The sequence below is a fragment of the Nitratireductor rhodophyticola genome (assembly GCF_019891355.1).
Classification (GTDB): Bacteria; Pseudomonadota; Alphaproteobacteria; order Rhizobiales; family Rhizobiaceae; genus Nitratireductor; species Nitratireductor rhodophyticola.
In genome coordinates this window covers 1102986-1119422 of record NZ_JAHSSF010000001.1, presented here as the reverse complement: position 1 = coordinate 1119422, position 16437 = coordinate 1102986, and the positions used below count along the sequence as shown (strand labels likewise).

Sequence of the window (16437 nt, the reverse complement as noted above, 5' to 3'; positions counted from 1 at the left end):
TTTGGGTGGGATTGGTTAGAAAATGCGAAACAAATGCGGTTAACAGCTTGCTTACGGAGAGATAACCACGCCGCACGGATCGCACGCACCGGTGAAAAATCCGGACGCCCCCGCGTGCGGGCCTTGCCAATTCGCATAAAACCTCCAAGATCGCCGGCGCCTTCTATCGACCAATCACGGAAATCTGGGAAATATCATGACCGACAGACCGAGCGTCTCCTTCGCCAAATTCGCAATGCCCGGCAAGGGCACCGTCATCGTTCTGGCGTCCGAAGGCGGCGGTCTGGGGAAAAACGCGAAGGTCTGCGATCCGGAGGGGGTTCTCGCGCGGGCTTTCGAGGTGTCGGGTTTTTCGGGCAAACTGGCAAAGAGCGTCGAAGTTCTGGCGCCCTCCGGCTCGCAGCTCGACCGGTTGACGGCCGTTGGCGTCGGCAAGCCTGATGAGCTCGCGGAAGAGGCGCTTTTGAAAATCGGTGGTGCGGCGCTGGCCGCCGGCAAGTCCGCTTCCGAGATCACCGTCGTGGCGGATGTTGACGGTGCCGAAATCGACGCCGGGGCAGCAGCCGGCATCGCGCTCGGCATGCTTCTGCGTGCCTACAGCTTCGACAAATACAAGACCACGAATCGCGACAATGGCAACGACAAGCCGGCCAAGAAGCTGAAGATTTCCGTCCAGTGTGCCGATCCGTCGGCGGCGAAAAAGGCCTTTGCACGCGCCGAGGCTGTCGCAAATGGCGTCGTGCTTGCGCGTGACCTCGTTAACGAACCAGCCAATGTTCTGGGCCCGGTCGAGTTCGCCGCGAAGGCGAAGGAACTGGAAAAGCTCGGCGCAAAGGTCGAGATCCTGACCGAGAAGGAGATGAAGAAGCTCGGCATGGGCGCGCTTCTGGGGGTTGCCCAGGGCTCGGTGCGCCCACCGCGTCTGGCGATCATTGAGTGGAACGGCGGCAAGGCGAAGGAAAAGCCGGTCGCCTTCGTTGGCAAGGGCGTTGTCTTCGACACGGGCGGCATTTCCATCAAGCCGGCTGGCGGTATGGAAGACATGAAGGGCGACATGGGCGGTGCCGCCGCTGTCGTCGGCGTCATGCACGCGCTCGCCGCCCGCAAGGCAAAGGTCAATGCCGTCGGCCTGATCGGCCTGGTCGAAAACATGCCTGATGGTAATGCCCAGCGTCCGGGCGACATTGTCACGTCCATGTCCGGCCAGACCATTGAGGTCATCAACACCGATGCGGAGGGGCGCCTCGTCCTGGCTGATGTGCTCTGGTACTGCAACGACCGCTACAAGCCGCAGTTCATGGTCGATCTCGCCACACTCACCGGCGCGGTCATGGTGGCGCTTGGTCATCATCGGGCGGGCCTGTTTTCCAACGACGACACGCTTGCCGAGCGGCTTTTCTCTGCCGGCGAGGCAACGGGCGAGAAGGTCTGGCGCCTGCCGCTTGGCGAGGAATATGACAAGCAGATCGATTCCAAGAATGCGGACATGAAAAACTCCGCTGGTCGCATGGCCGGTTCCATCACCGCGGCCCAGTTCCTGAAGCGCTTTGTCAAGGACGGTGCCTGGGCGCATCTGGATGTCGCCGGCACGGCCATGGGCGCGCCGCTTGATGAGATCAACCGGTCCTGGGGGTCGGGCTTCGGCGTGCGTCTGCTCGATCGCCTGGTGGCCGACAGCTACGAATAGGCCGATGGATGTCCTCTTCTACCACCTGACCGAATCGACCCTGGAGGAGGCGCTGCCGCCTCTGGTGGAGAAAAGCCTCGAACGGGGGTGGAGGGTGGTGATCCAGACGGGCACCCGCGAGCGTTGCGACGCGCTCGACAACTGGCTGTGGACATGGCGCGAGGAAGCTTTCCTCGCCCATGGCACGGACCGTGACGCGCATCCCGGGCATCAGCCCGTGCTTTTGACCGATGCCGCATCCAATCCGAATGGCGCGCAGATTCGCTTTTTCGTTGACGGAGCCGATCCGACCGGTGTGGACGGATATGAACGTGCCGTCGTGATGTTCGACGGCCACGATGCTTCCCAGCTCGATGCAGCGCGCGGACACTGGAAAGCGCTTAAATCTGCAGGCCATGCCGTCACCTACTGGCAGCAGGGGCCGGACAGACGCTGGCAGAAGAAGGCCTAGACGGACTGGCTTTCGGCGCGTCGAGCACCCTGCCTTGCAAAAACCCTCATCCTGAGCGCGTCGAAGGGCGAGGGCGCCCGCACCGCCAATCCACCAAAATCGCTAACCGATTTCCGCCAGAACCGCCTCGATTTCACCCAGATGTGCGATTTTTCGGAAGCGGGGTGCGGCGTCCGGTTCGTCCGCGTGCTCGTGCGACCAGGTCAGGTCGTGCGGCACGAACACCCCCCAGGCGCCTGCCTCGATTGCCGGGATCACATCGGACTTGAGGGAGTTGCCGATCATCATTGCATGGTCCGGCCCGTCGCCATGCGCCGCGAAAATCCGCTGATAGGTCCCGCGCGACTTGTCGCTGACGATCTCGACGGCATCGAAATAATCGCCAAGGCCCGATGCCGCCAGCTTGCGTTCCTGATCGAAAAGGTCGCCCTTGGTGATCAGCACCAGCCGATGGCGCCCGGTAAGCGCTTCCAGCGCTTCCTTTGCGTAGGGCAGCGTCTCGACAGGATGATCGAGCATTTCGCGGCCTGCGTCGAGAATGTCGCGGATCGTTGCGGCAGGCACACGCCCGTCCGTCACCTCGACAGCGGTCTCGATCATGGAGAGGGTAAACCCCTTGATGCCAAAACCGTATTTGCCGAGATTGCGCTTCTCGGCCTGAAGAAGCCGCTCGGTCAGATGCCCGGCGTCGGCGAAATCGGCGAGAAGTTCGGCAAAACGGGCTTCGGTCAGGCGGTAGAAGCGCTCATTGTGCCAGAGCGTGTCGTCCGCGTCGAAACCGATGGTGAGCGGCGGTGCCATCAGGCCATTCCTTCTTCGTATTCGCTGGAAAGCGTCAGCCACCGATCTTCGTGCCTTGCCAGCATGGTGGCAAGATCGGAGCGCTCCTTGGCCAGCTCGGAAACCTTTTTCGGCTCCTTGTCGTAAAGGCTCGTATCGGCAAGCCGCGCCTCGATGGCGTCGATCCGCCTGCGTGTCCGCTCGATCAGCCCCTCGGTTGCCTTGATTTCCTTGGCAAGCGGCTCAAGGGCTGCGCGCTTGCGCGCCGCCTCCTTGCGCCTGTCCGCCTTGGAGGCCTTATCCGTTTCCCGCTTCTCCCGGTTGCGGCTCGCCCCGCCCGTCATGCGGGCGCGATAGTCATCCATGTCGCCATCATAAGACGAGACCGTCCCGTCACCGACGATCCACAGCCGGTCGGCCGTTGCCTCGATCAGATGACGATCATGGCTGATGAGGATCACCGCTCCGTCGAACATGTTGAGCGCCTCGACAAGCGCCTCGCGGCTGTCGATGTCGAGGTGGTTCGTCGGCTCGTCGAGGATGAGCAGATGCGGGGCCTCGAACGTGGCGAGCCCCATCAGAAGCCGTGCCTTCTCGCCGCCTGACAGGTCGCGGGCGGGTGTCGACATCTTTTCGGTGGTCAGGCCGAACTGCGCCACCCGCGCCCGCACTTTCGCTTCTGGCGCGTCGGGCATCAGCCGTCTCAGGTGCTGATAGGCGTCCTCGTCCGGGCGCAGGTCGTCAAGCTGATGCTGGGCGAAGATCGAGACTTTCAGTCCGGGTGCAACGGTCTTCGAGCCCTTTTCCAGCGTCAGCCGGTCGGCAATCAGCTTTGCGAATGTCGACTTGCCGTTGCCGTTCGCGCCAAGAAGCGCGATCCGGTCGTCATTGTCGATGCGCAGCGAAAGCCCGCGCAGAACGGGCTTGCCGGGCGTATAGCCGACCGCGCCGCCGTCGAGCGCGATGATCGGGGAGGCGACCGCTTTCTCCGGATTGGGAAAGCGGAAAGGCAGCACTGTCTCGTTCACCACCGCGGCCATGGGCGACATGCGTTCCAGCGCCTTCAGGCGTGACTGCGCCTGGCGAGCCTTGGACGCCTTGTAGCGAAAGCGGTCGACAAAGGACTGCATGTGCTTGCGCTGTGCTTCCTGCTTGACGCGCATCTTTTCCTGAAGCTCCACCTTCTCGGCATACTGCCGGGCGAACTGGTCGTACCCGCCGCGCCAGAAGGTCAGTTTCTTGCGCTCCAGATGCACGATGGACGAAACGGCCCGGTTGAGAAGATCGCGATCGTGGCTGATGAGAAGAACCGTGTGCGGATAACGCGAAAGATAGTTCTCGAGCCAGAGCGTGCCTTCGAGGTCCAGATAGTTCGTCGGTTCGTCGAGCAGCAAGAGGTCGGGCTGGGTAAAGAGCACGGCCGCCAGCGCCACGCGCATGCGCCAGCCACCGGAAAACGAAGATGCGGGACGCTTCTGCGCGTCCGCGTCGAAACCGAGGCCGGACAGGATGGATGCTGCCCGGGCCTCTGCCGAATGGGCGTCGATATCGGTTAATCGCGTCTGGATTTCCGCAATTCTGTGAGCGTCGGTTGCCGTCTTGGCTTCATTCAGCAGCGCTTCGCGTTCGGTGTCCGCCCGCAGCACGATGTCGATCAGCGGTTCGTCCGTGCCCGGCGCCTCCTGCGCGACCTGGCCTATTCGGGTTCCTTTCGGCACGCTGACGGTACCGGTCTCTGAAACGAGGTCTCCGGTGATGGCGCGAAAAAGCGTGGTCTTGCCGGTGCCGTTGCGGCCCACAAGGCCAGCCTTGGTTCCAGCGGGGAGGGTAAGCGATGCCTGGTCGATCAGAAGTCGTCCGGCGATGCGCAGCGATAGGTTTGAAATCGTCAACATGACGGCGTTTTGACGGCTCGCCGCCAGCCTGGCAAGCCGCGACCGTCAAAGCTGATGCCGTGCCGTGTCGGAAAATGTCCGGTGTTGCCGAAAGCAGACAGGTGTGGCCCAGGCAAAATGGGCCACATCGCTGTTGTTCGCGCTCCTCACCGGGCTGCCGCCTGGCGCAGGAATTTGCACAACTGCACGAGATCGTAGTCCCACGCGTTCGGATTGCGCAGAATGTTCACACAGCGTTTGCGGTAGACGGCGAGCTGCTGATCGCTGAGGCCGCTGAGGGAGCGGCGTCCAAAGTTCTTGCTGCCGCGATTGCCGCCTCCAGAGATGCCGCCGCCATTGCCCGGGTTGTGTCCTCCAGGATTGCCTGCATCCGAACCCTTGTCGTTGGAGTTGTTGCGCCTGCCGAGACCGAACCGGAAAAGCGCGCCAAGGCCTCCGGTTCCGACATTCGCACCAACGCCCGCATTCACGCCCCCGCTTCCAATGTTTGCGCCGACATTGGCATTCAGGCCGCTGCCGCCGTCGATGGATGCAGAGGTGCTTGAGCCGAGGAGGCCGCCGCCGCCACCGACCGTCGTGCTGCTCGTGGCGCCGACGGCGCCTCCCACATTCGCATCTGCGCTGACGTCGGCCAGACTGCCGCCTCCGCCGGTCGACGCGCCGACACTGGCCGAGGTCGATCCAACGTCGGCGCTGGCCGATACGCCGTCGCTGGTTCCAACCGAGGCGGAGACGTCACCGACGCTGGCGCTGACGCCGCCATTGTCATTTCCGCCAACGCTCACGCCGCCAATGTCGATTGCGGCAGCCGGCAGCGCCATCGCGAGTGCAATCGCTCCGCTCGCCATGATGATGAGCATATTCTTATGTATAATATTCATTGTCGTCCTCCTTGCGGATCGAAATATTTCAAACAAGGAGGAGGGTAGGGATTTCCTTTTCTGATAAATACTTACATTATCGATATGGTTTATCGAATAAGTAAGAGAACTTATTTATAAAAATAATGTAATTCTCGATTCTTTTGTTTTAATGGAAGTGCTTTCATCCAAAACGGGAGCCGACCTTCGTTCGCTGGAAATAAATCAGGTCGATCGAGGGTGCTTCCGCTCCCAGAATGGAGAGAGCGGCGTGGGCGTGCCCCCGATGATGGGTTTGATGATTGAAGAAATGGCTCAGTGCCGGTGCAAGGCGCTGGGAAACGGTTCTGACATCGGTAACGGTCACATAGGTGAAGCGTCCGGAAAAAGCTTCTTCTTCAAGGCTTTCGACCCAGTTTATGATCCGCTGGTCTTCACCTTCCCGGGCAATGCGCAGGGCTGGCAGCGCTGAATGCAGGATTGTGTCGAGACGACCGGGGGCGGCTCCTTCGCCTGTGAAACGTTTCATCCAGATCAGGTCGGCCACGAGGATGTGGTTCAGCGTACCCATAAGCGATTTAAAGAAGACACCCACGTCGCGGTTGAGCGCCGCCGCATCGAGGGTCTGCGCGGCTTCGTAGATTCTGGCATTGGCCCAGAAATTGTAGGAAGCGAACATTTCAAAATGCTGTTTCATCGTCTCTTGTCCGGAATCTGGAGCAGGAATTCCTGCATTTGGCGCATTGTCATACGAGCCGAATGTGCAATCGTGCGCACCCTGTCAGGTCTCATCCGTAACCGAAAGGTCCAAGCGTGACGATTGCATTGTACGATCTCGTGGGCGCGGACGAAACGCGTCCGTTCAGTCCGCATTGCTGGAAAACTGCCTTTACGCTGGCCCACAAGGGGCTCGATTTCAGGTCGGTTCCCGTGCGCTTCACCCAGATCGCGGGCATCGAGGCTGGAGAGTTCAGGACCGTTCCGGTCATTCGGGATGGAGAGCGGGCGTTGACCGATTCCTTCCAGATCGCACTTTATCTTGAGGAGACCTATCCCGACCGGCCCTCGCTTTTTGCCGGCGAAGGCGGCAGGTCTCTTTCGCGCTTCATCGAAAAATGGGCGCAGACCGCGCTTGTCGGCTATATCGGCCCCTCCCTGCTTTTAGAGATCCATGCAGCACTTGAGCCTGCCGATCAGGCCTATTTCCGCAAAAGCCGTGAAAAACGTTTCGGGCGCACCCTGGAGGAAACGGCGAAGGGCCGTGAGGATCGGCTTGAGGGTTTTCGGGCGAGCCTGGCGCCGCTGCGCCTGATGCTCTCCGATCAGCCGTTCATCGGCGGGCAGGGACCCCTCTTCGCCGACTATATCGTGGCCGGCATTTTTCAGTGGGCCCGCGTCATCTCGCCATTCCAGCTTCTTTCCCCGGATGATCCGGTTGCCGCGTGGTTCGGTCGCTGCCTGGACCTTCATGATGGTCTTGGCCGGGCTGTGCCCGCCGCCGCCTGAAGGGAAGGGCCTTCCCATGTGCGTTCCGGACCGCTATAGAGCGCGCCATCTCCACGAATGAGCTCACGCTCTCAATCCAGACAATCGAAGGACAGACCATGGCGATCGAACGCACATTTTCCATGATCAAGCCGGATGCCACCAAGCGCAACCTGACCGGTGCCATCACCAAGAAGCTCGAGGATGCCGGCCTGCGTGTCGTGGCATCGAAGCGCGTGTGGATGAGCCGCCGTCAGGCCGAGGGCTTCTATGCCGTGCACAAGGAGCGTCCGTTCTTCGATGAGCTGTGCGAGTTCATGTCCTCCGGCCCGACCATCGTTCAGGTTCTCGAGGGCGAGAACGCCATCCTGAAGAACCGTGAAGTTATGGGCGCCACCAACCCGGCTGAAGCCGCCGAAGGCACGATCCGCAAGGAGTTCGCCACCTCGATCGGCGAGAACTCCGTTCACGGTTCCGATGCGCCCGAGACGGCAGCCGAGGAGATCCGCTACTGGTTCTCTGACACGGAAATCGTCGGCTGAGGACAAACGTTCATCGAACGCTGTTTTTTTGAAACCGGGGCTTCGGCCCCGGTTTTTTCATGCACCCTGCCGCGAGTTCGGAAACTTGAGTATCGAGGCGGGATTGCGCTCGAGGACGAATTTGGAAAAGTCCTTGCCCGTCATCGCGCGGCCATAGAGCCAACCCTGAAAATACGCACAGCCTGACGATTTCAGAAGCGCTTCCTGCTGCGGTGTCTGTACATGCTCCGCCACCGCCGAGAGACCGAGTGTCGATGCCATGTCGAGCATGGTCTGAACAAGCGCGCGGTTGCTTTCGCTGCCTTCGATGTCGGTGATGAAGCTGCCGTCGATCTTCAATTCGTTAAATGGCAGTTTCTTCAGATAGGCGATGGACGAGTAGCCTGTCCCGAAATCGTCCAGCGAAAGCCGTACGCCAAGCGCCTTCAACTCGTTCATCCGCCGTGTGATCTGCATCTGGTCGCTGGTCAGCACCCGTTCCGTCATCTCCAGGGTGAGACGCTGCGGGTCGAGGCCATGCGCGTTGAGCCGGTCGTGCAGGAAATCGAGAAAATCCGGGTCGCGCAGCGATTTGAGGCTGATGTTGACCGCCATCCGCAGGTCCGCAAGGCGCGGGTTCTGGTTCCATAGCGCGAGCGTCTGCACGCTGGTCTCGATCACCCCGCGCCCGAGCAGTTCCGCAAGCCCGTGCTGTTCTGCCAGCCCCACGAAATCGCTTGGCGAAAGCGCCCCGTGCTCGGCGTGGTTCCAGCGCAGCAGCGCCTCCGCGCCAACCACATGGCCGGCGGCGTTCACCTGCGGCTGGTAGTGCAGTTCCAGATTGTTGTCGACCAGCGCGCTGCGCATGTCGCTCAGCAGGCGAAAGCGCCGGCGTTCCTTCCGCAGCACCTTCGGGTCGAACAGGGCGACATTGTTCCGCCCGAGACTCTTGGCCTGATACATCGCCATGTCGGCATTTTTCATCAGGACTTCGGGCCCCTTTTCGTGGCCATCGAAAACCAGCACGCCGACACTTGCCGAAGTGTGATGAATCATCTGCCCGAGCACGAATTCCTGCCGCAGCGCTGCAAGCACCCGGTTGGCCGCCACGATCGCATTGCGGGTCGCACTCGCAGCGGTCGTGTCGTTCAGTGACAGCACAATAACGAACTCGTCCCCGCCGATCCGCCCGACGGAATCCTGAGGCCCGATGGCAGCCTGCAGGCGGTTGGCAACCTGTTTGAGAAAGGTATCGCCGACATCGTGTCCCATCGTGTCGTTGAGGGTTTTGAAGTTGTCGAGGTCGATGAAGAGGATCGCCCCGCGGTGCCCGTCTTTGCAGCACATCGCCATCTGCCGGCCAATTTGATCGAAAAGCCGTCGCCGGTTGGGAAGCCTGGTCAGCGGATCGTAGAATGCTAGGCGCTCGATCTCCATTTCATTCTTCTTGCGCAGGGAGACGTCGGCAAGATAGCCGTGCCAGACAATGCCTTCTTCGGTGGTTTCGGGCATGGCCGCGACGCGCAGCCACTTCTCCGTCCCGTCCGCCGCATGGATGCGGAATTCGCATTCCCAGGGGGTGAGCCTGGTGCCTGATTCCCTCAACGTTTCCAGATAGTGCGCACGGTCGTCGTTGTGGACCATGTGAAGAACGGTGTTCGGGTTTTCCGGCACGGTGCGGTCGTCGTATCCGAGCAGGTGGCGGAAGCCCTTTGACACGTAGAGAACGGAAAACTCGCCGTCGGCACGCCGCAGCAACTGGAAAAGCCCGCCCGGCAGCTGCGATGTAAGCTTCTCGAACATGTCCTGCAGTTTCAGGCGCTTCATCGTCTCCGTGATTTCGCGCACGGAGCCTTCATAGTAGAGCGCCTTGCCGGTGCGCCGGTCGCGCACGAGGCGTGCCGATTCGCTGATCCAGATGCGCTCCCGTGTCTTGTGGCGATAGACTTCCGAGATGAAGTTCTCGACCTTGCCCTTGGTCTCAAGCTCGGCCCGGAAAGCCTCACGCCGGGTGGGGTCTACATACCATTCCTTGGCGATGTCCTTGACGCCGGCAAGCAGTTCGGCCTCGCTTCCGTAGCCGTTCAGGCGCACAAGCGCCGGGTTCGCGCTCAGTTGGCGCCCGTCCGGCGACGACCGGTAGATGCCTTCGGAGAGGTGCTCGATCAGGTCGTGGTGGTTCTTCTGCTCGTCGCGCACGCCGCGATAGCGCCGGCTAACGCGAAACAACTGAAAACCAAGCCCCAGGCATCCCAGAATGCCTGCTGCCGCAATCAACCAGGCGGGATGTGCTCCCGCAACCAGCATTGTCTGGAAAGGTTCCGACATTGCTCTCCCACCGGCGTTACCTTGAGGAAGCTATAACCCTGAATGGTTTGTCGAAACGTCTAGTCTTGAGAGAAATGATCGCTATCGTTAGCAAGGCGTAAAGGCCGCCGGCCTCAACGCTTCCAGCGCTTCATGTCTTCCTGGTCACGGTCTTTGGCTTCCACCCAGCCGGCCTCGGTTTCGCCCGCGGCATGTTCCTTCTTCCAGAAGGGTGCGCGCGATTTGAGATAGTCCATCAGAAAGTCTGCGGCCTCGAAAGCCGCGCGCCGGTGGGCGGAGGCCGCGACCACGAGGACGATGTTTTCGCCGGGTGCGATCCTGCCGAAACGGTGGATAACCGTCAGACCGCTAAGCGGCCAGCGCTGCGCAGCCTCGCCGGCGATGCGGCCAATCTCCGCCTCGGCCATACCGGGATAATGTTCCAGCTCAAGCGCTTCCAGCCGGCCGCCGTCATCGCGGCAGAGCCCGGTGAAGCTCACGATGGCGCCCACATCGCGCCGTCCGTCGCTCAGCCGCCGGGCTTCCGTGGCGAGGTCAAAATCACCGGCCTGAACGCGCACCAGCGGTTCGCAGACGGATCTCATGGTCACCCCCCGGTCATCGGCGGGAAGAGCGCAATCTCACCCTTGGCGGGGAGAGGGGCCGCATGGTCCGCATGCTCCTGGTTGATGGCGACGCGAATGACCTCCGGGCGCTCCAGCGCGGTCTCGTAGTTTTCGCCGCGTTCTTTCAGCCAGTTGAGCAGGTCTGCCACCGTCTTGACGTCGGCAGGCAGGTCCACCGTCTCTTCAGGCAGCCCGATGCGTTCGCGCACCCATGCAAAGTAAATCAGCTTCATCGTCATTCCTCCACGATGTGCTTCAGCCCGGCGCGGAAATAGTCATAGCCCGTATAAAGCGTGACGATGGCGGAAATCCAGAGCAGCACGATACCGAGCTGCGTGGTGTAGGGCAGGACCTTGTCACCGGCAGGGCCTGCGAGCAGGAAGCCGATCGCGACCATCTGGATCGTGGTCTTCCATTTTGCGAGCTGCGTGACGGGAACGCTGACCTTGAGGGCAGCAAGATACTCGCGCAGACCCGAAACAAGAATTTCACGGCAAAGGATGATGATGGCTGCCCACAGCGTCCACCCGGCGATGGTGCGGTCCGTGTCGGCTGCAAGCAGCAGAAGGCAGGTGGAAACGAGCAGCTTGTCAGCGATGGGATCGAGCATCTTGCCGATGTTCGAAGTCTGCTCCCAGATGCGGGCCAGATAGCCGTCCAGATAGTCTGTGATGCTGGCAGCGATAAACAGCGCCAGTGCCGACCAGCGGGCGAAATCGCTCGATTGAAGCCTGCCTTCCAGAAAAAAGCACAGGACAATCGCCGGCACCGCGAGAATTCTGCCATAGGTCAGGAGGTTCGGGATGTTGAATGCCGGTGTGCTACGTCTGGCCATGAAGCGCAATCCTGCTCCGGTCTGCCGCGGAGCACCCGCGGGCGCCCCAGTCTGTTGAATTCGACGCTGCCAGCTTGAACCGGCCGCCTGTCAATCACTTCCTGTCAAATCAGAACTCGGCGCCCACGGCAAGCGCCAACCTTCCGGGGCGCGACGAAACAACGCCGCTTCAGCCGTTTTCGTGAAAGTGGTTGTAGATCTGGCGTGCGATGGCCTCGGAAATGCCGTCCACCGCGGTAAGGTCTTCGATGCCGGCGCGGCTCACTGCTTTGGCGGTGCCGAAATGGTGCAGAAGTGCGCGCTTGCGGCCGGGGCCGATGCCGCCAATCTCGTCGAGCGGGTTCTTCACCATCTCCTTCTTGCGCCGGGCACGGTGCGAACCGATGGCAAACCGGTGCGCTTCATCGCGCAGCCGCTGAATGAAATAGAGAACCGGATCGCGCACGGGCAGGCTGAACGGGTTTCTGCCTGCCATGAAAAACCGCTCGCGCCCGGCATCGCGGTCAACACCCTTGGCGACACCGATGGCCGTCACCAGGCCGGCAATCCCGAGTTCCTCCAGAACCTGCGTGACCGCCGCCAGTTGCCCCTGTCCGCCATCGATGAGAAGGACATCGGGCCAGGCAGGCATCTCCGCTGCATCCGTTTCCTGCGTATCGATGTCAGGTGTATCCGCGGAGCCCGGCAACCCGTTCTCCTTGATCAGCCGTGAGAAGCGCCGCTGCATCACTTCGCGCATCATGCCGTAGTCGTCGCCGGGCGTAATGTCGGTCGAACGTATGTTGAACTTCCGGTACTGGTTCTTCGCAAAACCCTCGGCGCCGGCAACGATCATGCCGCCCACCGCGTTTGTCCCCATGATGTGCGAGTTGTCGTAGACCTCGATGCGGCGCGGCGCACCATCCAGGCCGAATGTTTCGGCAAACCCTTCCATCAGCCGCGCCTGCGAGGAGGTCTCGGCCAGCCGCCGCCCCAGCGCCTCACGGGCGTTTTGCAGGGCGTGATCGGTCAGATCCTTCTTTTCGCCGCGCTGCGGGCAGGAGACCTGCACCTTCCTGCCCGCCCGTGTGGCGAGTGCATCGGCCAGAAGATCCTGCTCCTCGATTTCGTGCGACAGGAGCACCATGCGGGGGCAGGGCTTGTCGTCGTAGAACTGGGCAAGAAAGGCACCAAGCACTTCCTGCGCTTCAAGGCTCGGATCGGCCTTCGGAAAATAGGCCCGGTTGCCCCAGTTCTGTCCGGTCCGGAAGAAGAAGACCTGTATGCAGTTCTGCCCGCCCTCCTGATGAATGGCGAACACATCGGCCTCTTCGACACCCTGCGGGTTGATGCCCTGATGGCTTTGCACATGGCTCAGGGCGGAAAGCCGGTCGCGGTGGATCGCGGCACGCTCGAAATCCAGCGCCTCGGAGGCTTCCTGCATCGACTGGGCGATTTCGGCTTTTACCTTGCTGGAACGGCCCGAAAGAAAGGCCTTGGCCTCCGAAACCAGTTCGGCATAGCCTTCCTCGCTGATTTCGCCCGTGCAGGGCCCGGAACAGCGCTTGATCTGGAAGAGGAGGCAGGGGCGCGTGCGGCTTTCAAACACCGAATCGGTGCAGGTGCGCAGAAGAAAGGCGCGCTGCAGGGAGTTGATCGTGCGCCCGACGGCCCCCGCCGAGGCGAACGGGCCGAAATAGTCGCCCTTCTTCGAGCGTGCGCCGCGATGCTTGAAGATGCCGGGCGCCGGATGGTCGCCGGTCAGAAGGATATAGGGAAACGACTTGTCGTCGCGCAAAAGGACATTGAAGCGTGGCCGCAGCCGCTTGATGAGGTTCGCTTCCAGAAGCAGCGCTTCGGTTTCCGTCCGCGTAACCACGAATTCCATGGACGCCGTCTCGCGCACCATGCGGCCGATACGGTTTGTATGGCCGCGGCCCTGCGCGTAGTTGGTCACGCGCTTCTTGAGGCTGCGCGCCTTGCCCACATAAAGGACATCGCCTTCGGCATTCATCATCCGGTAGACGCCGGGAGCGTTGGGTAGACGCTTGACGGCCGACTGGATGACCTCAATGCCGACAGCACCGTCCGTCGTCTCGCCGCTGTCCCACTCCAGCGCCAGGTTCGCCGGCTCTTTCAATGTGATTTTGGCGCTCACTCGGGCACTCCCGCCACGTCCGGCGTTTCCCATGCCAGATGCTGTCCGCCGTCGAGCGCGATCATCTGACCGGTAATTGAACGTGTTTCCCACAGATACCGGATGGTGCGACCGAAATCCGCCAGATCGGGGCCACGCTCCAGAATAAGGGCGTCCGTCTGCCTGTCGAAATCCGCCTGCTGCTGGCGCTGGTTCGGCAGGGTGGGGCCGGGGCCAATCGCGTTGACGCGTATGTTCGGTCCGAGCGCCTGCGCCATGGTTCGCGTGGCTGTCCAGAGGGCCGACTTTGAAAGCGTGTAGCTGAAGAAGCGTGGATTGAGGCGCCACACACGTTGATCGATCATGTTGACGATCAACGCTTCCTGATTGTCCTCGAGCGCTCCCACTAGGGCCTGTGCGAGCAGTGCCGGCGCTTTCACATGCAGGTCGAAGTGCGCATCCCAGCTTTCGTCTGTAAAGTCGGCAATTCCGTCATCTTCAAATACCGAGGCGTTGTTGATGAGAATGGATGGCACGCCAAGCACTCGTCGTGTGTGGCCGATCAGGTCGCGGGTGGCCGCGCCATCCTGCAGATCAGCCTGCACCACATGGGCTTCACCGCCTGTCCTGACGATCTCATCGGCCAGGTTCTCGGCAGCTTCGCGGGACCGGCTGCAGTGAATGGCAACGGCGAACCCATGCTCTGCCAGATCGCGCGCAATGGCCGCGCCAATGCGCTTCGCACCTCCGGTGATCAGTGCCGTTGCTCTCGATTGAGCCATGTCTTTCCCGTCTTGTTCAACTCAGCTGCGAATCCTGACGCCAAGCGTCATCGCATTCAACAACGTTGTTTAAGCCCAATGCCTATGACGTCCAAGCCCGCAGAGCGTTCGACCCTTCACTGCTGACAGGTGCACGATTTTTTTCCGCTACCGGGTTTTCGCGCAGGATCAAAAGACCGTGGCGATGTAACCTGCAAAGCCGGCAAGCATTGCGCTGCCCATAAGCTTGCCCGACGCGATGCGCAGGAAGCCGAGAAGTGCCAGCACACAGGCGGCGGCGAGCATCACCCACATGTCGATGGATACAATACGCGGATCCACGGCGATTGGCGTAATCAACGCCGTCAGGCCCATGATGCAGGCGATGTTGAAGATGTTCGATCCCACGATATTGCCCAGCGCAACGGTGGAATGACGCTTCAATGCAGCCGCCAGGCTCGTGGCGAGCTCGGGAAGCGAGGTGCCGATGGCGACGATCGTCAGGCCGATGACGGCATCGCTCACGCCAAAACTCTCGGCGATCCTGACGGCACCGGCCACGGTCAACTGGGCTGCGACCGGCAGTCCGATCACGCCGGCGATCAGGTAGGCGGTGATCCGTTTGCGGTCGTGTGGGGCCTCGCCGATCTCTTCATGGAAGTCGTGGTCGGCCGGTGCCTTGCCGTTCACCGCATCGCGCGCCTGCCACGCGATGAAGGCGCAGAGACCCGCGAAAAGCACTGCGCCCTCGATCCGGGTGATGATGCCACCCGTGAGCATCCACATGAAGATGACGGTCGAGACGAGCATGGCCACCAGATTACGCCGCAGCCCTTTGCCGTCCGATACGATCGGATAGATGATCGCCGGCAGACCAAGCACCAGCAGGATGTTGGCGATGTTGGAGCCGACCACATTGCCGACCGCCAGACCGGGCGCTCCTGAAAGGGCCGCCTGGATGGAGGTAAAGAGTTCGGGCGCAGACGTTCCGAAGGCCACCACTGTCAGACCGATGATCAGCGGAGAGATGCCGAGGTTTTCCGCCAGTCCCACAGCGCCCTTGACGAATATGTCACCGGCCACCACTAGGAGGGCGACACCGGCCGCGAGTATGAGCAGGCTGAAAAGCATGAGAAACCTCGTGAGAATCGGAACAGCCGCCGGAATATAGGTGCTCGAATGCCGGCCCCCAAGGTCTCCGCCCCGGCATGTTGCTCTTTTGCAACGTCAATTTTCCGCCTTATTGGTGCCCCTGAAAGACCCATTTTTCGGGCACGTTCAGCCTCATTTCGCGCCCAGATAGGTCTCATGCGAGATCGGCCCGCTTCCTCCCAGGATGACCGGTCTCGCCAGCGTGGTGCGTTTGAACGGGCATGATGCCAAGAGGGGCGCCCACAGCTTTGAAAATGCTAGTGGCTTAAGGAGTATGGACCATGAAAGCCCATAAGAACGTCATTCTTTCCGCGGCCGCAGCCGTCGGTTTTGTTGCAGCGGCCGGTGCCGCACAGGCTGCTGACGCAGTCATGGAGCAGCCGCCTGCACCGCCTGCCGCGCCGGTGATCTCCACCCCGATCAACGATTGGGAAGGTGGCTATGCCGGTATCGCGCTTGGCTATGGCTTCTCCGGTGAGACGTCTGCAAACCAGCCGGTTGCCGGCAACGACATTGATACCGATGGCTTTGTGGGCGGCGGCTTTGCCGGTTGGAACTTCCAGTCGGGCAGCTTTGTCTACGGTGTTGAAGGCGATGTCGGTTACAACGGTATGAAGGGCACCAATGCCGGTGTCGAATCCAAGCACGGCGTCGACGGCACGCTGCGCGCCCGTCTCGGCGTTGCCGCGACCGACAACATCCTGATCTACGGCACGGCCGGTGGCGCTGCGCAGCGTCTGAAGATCACCGATGCGGCCGGTTCCGACACCAACACCATGCTCGGCTGGACGGCCGGTGCCGGCGTCGATGCCAAGCTGACCGACAAGGTCTTCGGCCGCGTCGAATACCGTTACACCAAGTTCGGTGACGAAGCGTTCAACACCGGCAGCGGTGCGCAGGAAGTCAGCGACAGCTCCAACAAGGTCATGTTCGGCCTTGGTATGCAGTTCTGATCGAAGCG

16 protein-coding genes are annotated in these 16437 nt (G+C 61.3%); 5 read left to right on the top strand and 11 right to left on the bottom strand.

Going from position 1 to position 16437, the window contains the following annotated elements:
• The first annotated feature begins 196 nt into the window (after window positions 1–196).
• Together KUG85_RS05405 and KUG85_RS05400 are read left to right on the top strand one after the other, a co-directional pair.
• Window positions 197–1687, top strand: a complete 1491-nt coding sequence (locus KUG85_RS05405; RefSeq protein WP_223004398.1) for a leucyl aminopeptidase — start codon at window positions 197–199, stop codon at window positions 1685–1687.
• Between the two features lie 4 nt (window positions 1688–1691).
• On the top strand, window positions 1692–2138 hold the full coding sequence (locus tag KUG85_RS05400) for a DNA polymerase III subunit chi (protein ID WP_065818300.1): 447 nt from the start codon (window positions 1692–1694) through the stop codon (window positions 2136–2138).
• A gap of 102 nt (window positions 2139–2240) precedes the next feature.
• Here KUG85_RS05400 and KUG85_RS05395 read toward each other — a convergent pair whose 3' ends face one another.
• From KUG85_RS05395 to KUG85_RS05380, 4 genes are all read right to left on the bottom strand, one after another.
• A complete protein-coding gene (locus KUG85_RS05395; RefSeq protein WP_223004397.1) occupies window positions 2241–2939 on the bottom strand; it encodes an HAD family hydrolase in 699 nt (232 codons plus the stop codon).
• Window positions 2939–4813, bottom strand: a complete 1875-nt coding sequence (locus KUG85_RS05390; RefSeq protein WP_223004396.1) for an ABC-F family ATP-binding cassette domain-containing protein — start codon at window positions 4811–4813, stop codon at window positions 2939–2941. Before KUG85_RS05390 ends, KUG85_RS05395 begins: the two co-directional genes overlap by 1 nt.
• A gap of 146 nt (window positions 4814–4959) precedes the next feature.
• Entirely contained in the window at window positions 4960–5694 is a 735-nt protein-coding gene (locus tag KUG85_RS05385) for a hypothetical protein (protein ID WP_255606256.1), read from the bottom strand.
• Window positions 5695–5857: 163 nt separating this feature from the next.
• Window positions 5858–6370 (bottom strand): DinB family protein, encoded by a 513-nt coding sequence (locus KUG85_RS05380; RefSeq protein WP_065818296.1) that lies wholly within the window; start codon window positions 6368–6370, stop codon window positions 5858–5860.
• A gap of 116 nt (window positions 6371–6486) precedes the next feature.
• Here KUG85_RS05380 and KUG85_RS05375 point away from each other — a divergent pair, with 116 nt between their 5' ends.
• Together KUG85_RS05375 and ndk are read left to right on the top strand one after the other, a co-directional pair.
• Window positions 6487–7179 carry a glutathione S-transferase family protein gene (locus tag KUG85_RS05375; protein ID WP_223004395.1) on the top strand — a complete coding sequence of 231 codons (693 nt, stop codon included), beginning with the start codon at window positions 6487–6489 and terminating at the stop codon, window positions 7177–7179.
• 98 nt (window positions 7180–7277) lie between these two features.
• Window positions 7278–7700 (top strand): nucleoside-diphosphate kinase, encoded by a 423-nt coding sequence (ndk, locus tag KUG85_RS05370; RefSeq protein ID WP_025030191.1) that lies wholly within the window; start codon window positions 7278–7280, stop codon window positions 7698–7700.
• 57 nt (window positions 7701–7757) lie between these two features.
• On the opposite strand, the gene KUG85_RS05365 is transcribed toward ndk, so the two are convergent.
• The 7 genes from KUG85_RS05365 to KUG85_RS05335 form a co-directional block, all read right to left on the bottom strand.
• On the bottom strand, window positions 7758–10007 hold the full coding sequence (locus KUG85_RS05365) for a putative bifunctional diguanylate cyclase/phosphodiesterase (protein ID WP_223004394.1): 2250 nt from the start codon (window positions 10005–10007) through the stop codon (window positions 7758–7760).
• A gap of 113 nt (window positions 10008–10120) precedes the next feature.
• A complete protein-coding gene (locus tag KUG85_RS05360; protein WP_223004393.1) occupies window positions 10121–10591 on the bottom strand; it encodes a molybdenum cofactor biosynthesis protein MoaE in 471 nt (156 codons plus the stop codon).
• Window positions 10592–10593: 2 nt separating this feature from the next.
• Entirely contained in the window at window positions 10594–10851 is a 258-nt protein-coding gene (gene moaD / locus KUG85_RS05355) for a molybdopterin converting factor subunit 1 (RefSeq protein WP_223004392.1), read from the bottom strand.
• Window positions 10848–11447, bottom strand: a complete 600-nt coding sequence (pgsA, locus tag KUG85_RS05350; protein WP_007007669.1) for a CDP-diacylglycerol--glycerol-3-phosphate 3-phosphatidyltransferase — start codon at window positions 11445–11447, stop codon at window positions 10848–10850. Before pgsA ends, moaD begins: the two co-directional genes overlap by 4 nt.
• A gap of 169 nt (window positions 11448–11616) precedes the next feature.
• Complete coding sequence (gene uvrC / locus KUG85_RS05345) at window positions 11617–13617, bottom strand: excinuclease ABC subunit UvrC (protein WP_223004391.1); 2001 nt, start codon at window positions 13615–13617, stop codon at window positions 11617–11619.
• A complete protein-coding gene (locus tag KUG85_RS05340) occupies window positions 13581–14345 on the bottom strand; it encodes an SDR family oxidoreductase (RefSeq protein ID WP_223004390.1) in 765 nt (254 codons plus the stop codon). Before KUG85_RS05340 ends, uvrC begins: the two co-directional genes overlap by 37 nt.
• Window positions 14346–14513: 168 nt before the next feature.
• Window positions 14514–15455, bottom strand: a complete 942-nt coding sequence (locus KUG85_RS05335) for a calcium/sodium antiporter (RefSeq protein ID WP_065818290.1) — start codon at window positions 15453–15455, stop codon at window positions 14514–14516.
• 302 nt (window positions 15456–15757) lie between these two features.
• On the opposite strand from KUG85_RS05335, the gene KUG85_RS05330 reads away from it, so the two are divergent.
• Entirely contained in the window at window positions 15758–16429 is a 672-nt protein-coding gene (locus KUG85_RS05330; RefSeq protein WP_065818289.1) for an outer membrane protein, read from the top strand.
• The last annotated feature ends 8 nt before the right edge of the window (window positions 16430–16437 follow it).

Excerpts from the sequence above, each read along its gene's own strand:
- KUG85_RS05390 (WP_223004396.1), bottom strand. The coding sequence starts at position 4,813 with ATGTTGACGATTTCAAACCTATCGCTGCGCATCGCCGGACGACTTCTG.
- uvrC (WP_223004391.1), bottom strand. The coding sequence starts at position 13,617 with ATGGGAAACGCCGGACGTGGCGGGAGTGCCCGAGTGAGCGCCAAAATC.
- KUG85_RS05335 (WP_065818290.1), bottom strand. The coding sequence starts at position 15,455 with ATGCTTTTCAGCCTGCTCATACTCGCGGCCGGTGTCGCCCTCCTAGTG.
- KUG85_RS05405 (WP_223004398.1), top strand. The coding sequence starts at position 197 with ATGACCGACAGACCGAGCGTCTCCTTCGCCAAATTCGCAATGCCCGGC.
- KUG85_RS05330 (WP_065818289.1), top strand. The coding sequence starts at position 15,758 with ATGAAAGCCCATAAGAACGTCATTCTTTCCGCGGCCGCAGCCGTCGGT.
- KUG85_RS05360 (WP_223004393.1), bottom strand. The coding sequence starts at position 10,591 with ATGAGATCCGTCTGCGAACCGCTGGTGCGCGTTCAGGCCGGTGATTTT.
- ndk (WP_025030191.1), top strand. The coding sequence starts at position 7,278 with ATGGCGATCGAACGCACATTTTCCATGATCAAGCCGGATGCCACCAAG.
- KUG85_RS05395 (WP_223004397.1), bottom strand. The coding sequence starts at position 2,939 with ATGGCACCGCCGCTCACCATCGGTTTCGACGCGGACGACACGCTCTGG.
- KUG85_RS05365 (WP_223004394.1), bottom strand. The coding sequence starts at position 10,007 with ATGTCGGAACCTTTCCAGACAATGCTGGTTGCGGGAGCACATCCCGCC.
- moaD (WP_223004392.1), bottom strand. The coding sequence starts at position 10,851 with ATGACGATGAAGCTGATTTACTTTGCATGGGTGCGCGAACGCATCGGG.
- KUG85_RS05340 (WP_223004390.1), bottom strand. The coding sequence starts at position 14,345 with ATGGCTCAATCGAGAGCAACGGCACTGATCACCGGAGGTGCGAAGCGC.
- pgsA (WP_007007669.1), bottom strand. The coding sequence starts at position 11,447 with ATGGCCAGACGTAGCACACCGGCATTCAACATCCCGAACCTCCTGACC.
- KUG85_RS05400 (WP_065818300.1), top strand. The coding sequence starts at position 1,692 with ATGGATGTCCTCTTCTACCACCTGACCGAATCGACCCTGGAGGAGGCG.
- KUG85_RS05385 (WP_255606256.1), bottom strand. The coding sequence starts at position 5,694 with ATGAATATTATACATAAGAATATGCTCATCATCATGGCGAGCGGAGCG.
- KUG85_RS05380 (WP_065818296.1), bottom strand. The coding sequence starts at position 6,370 with ATGAAACAGCATTTTGAAATGTTCGCTTCCTACAATTTCTGGGCCAAT.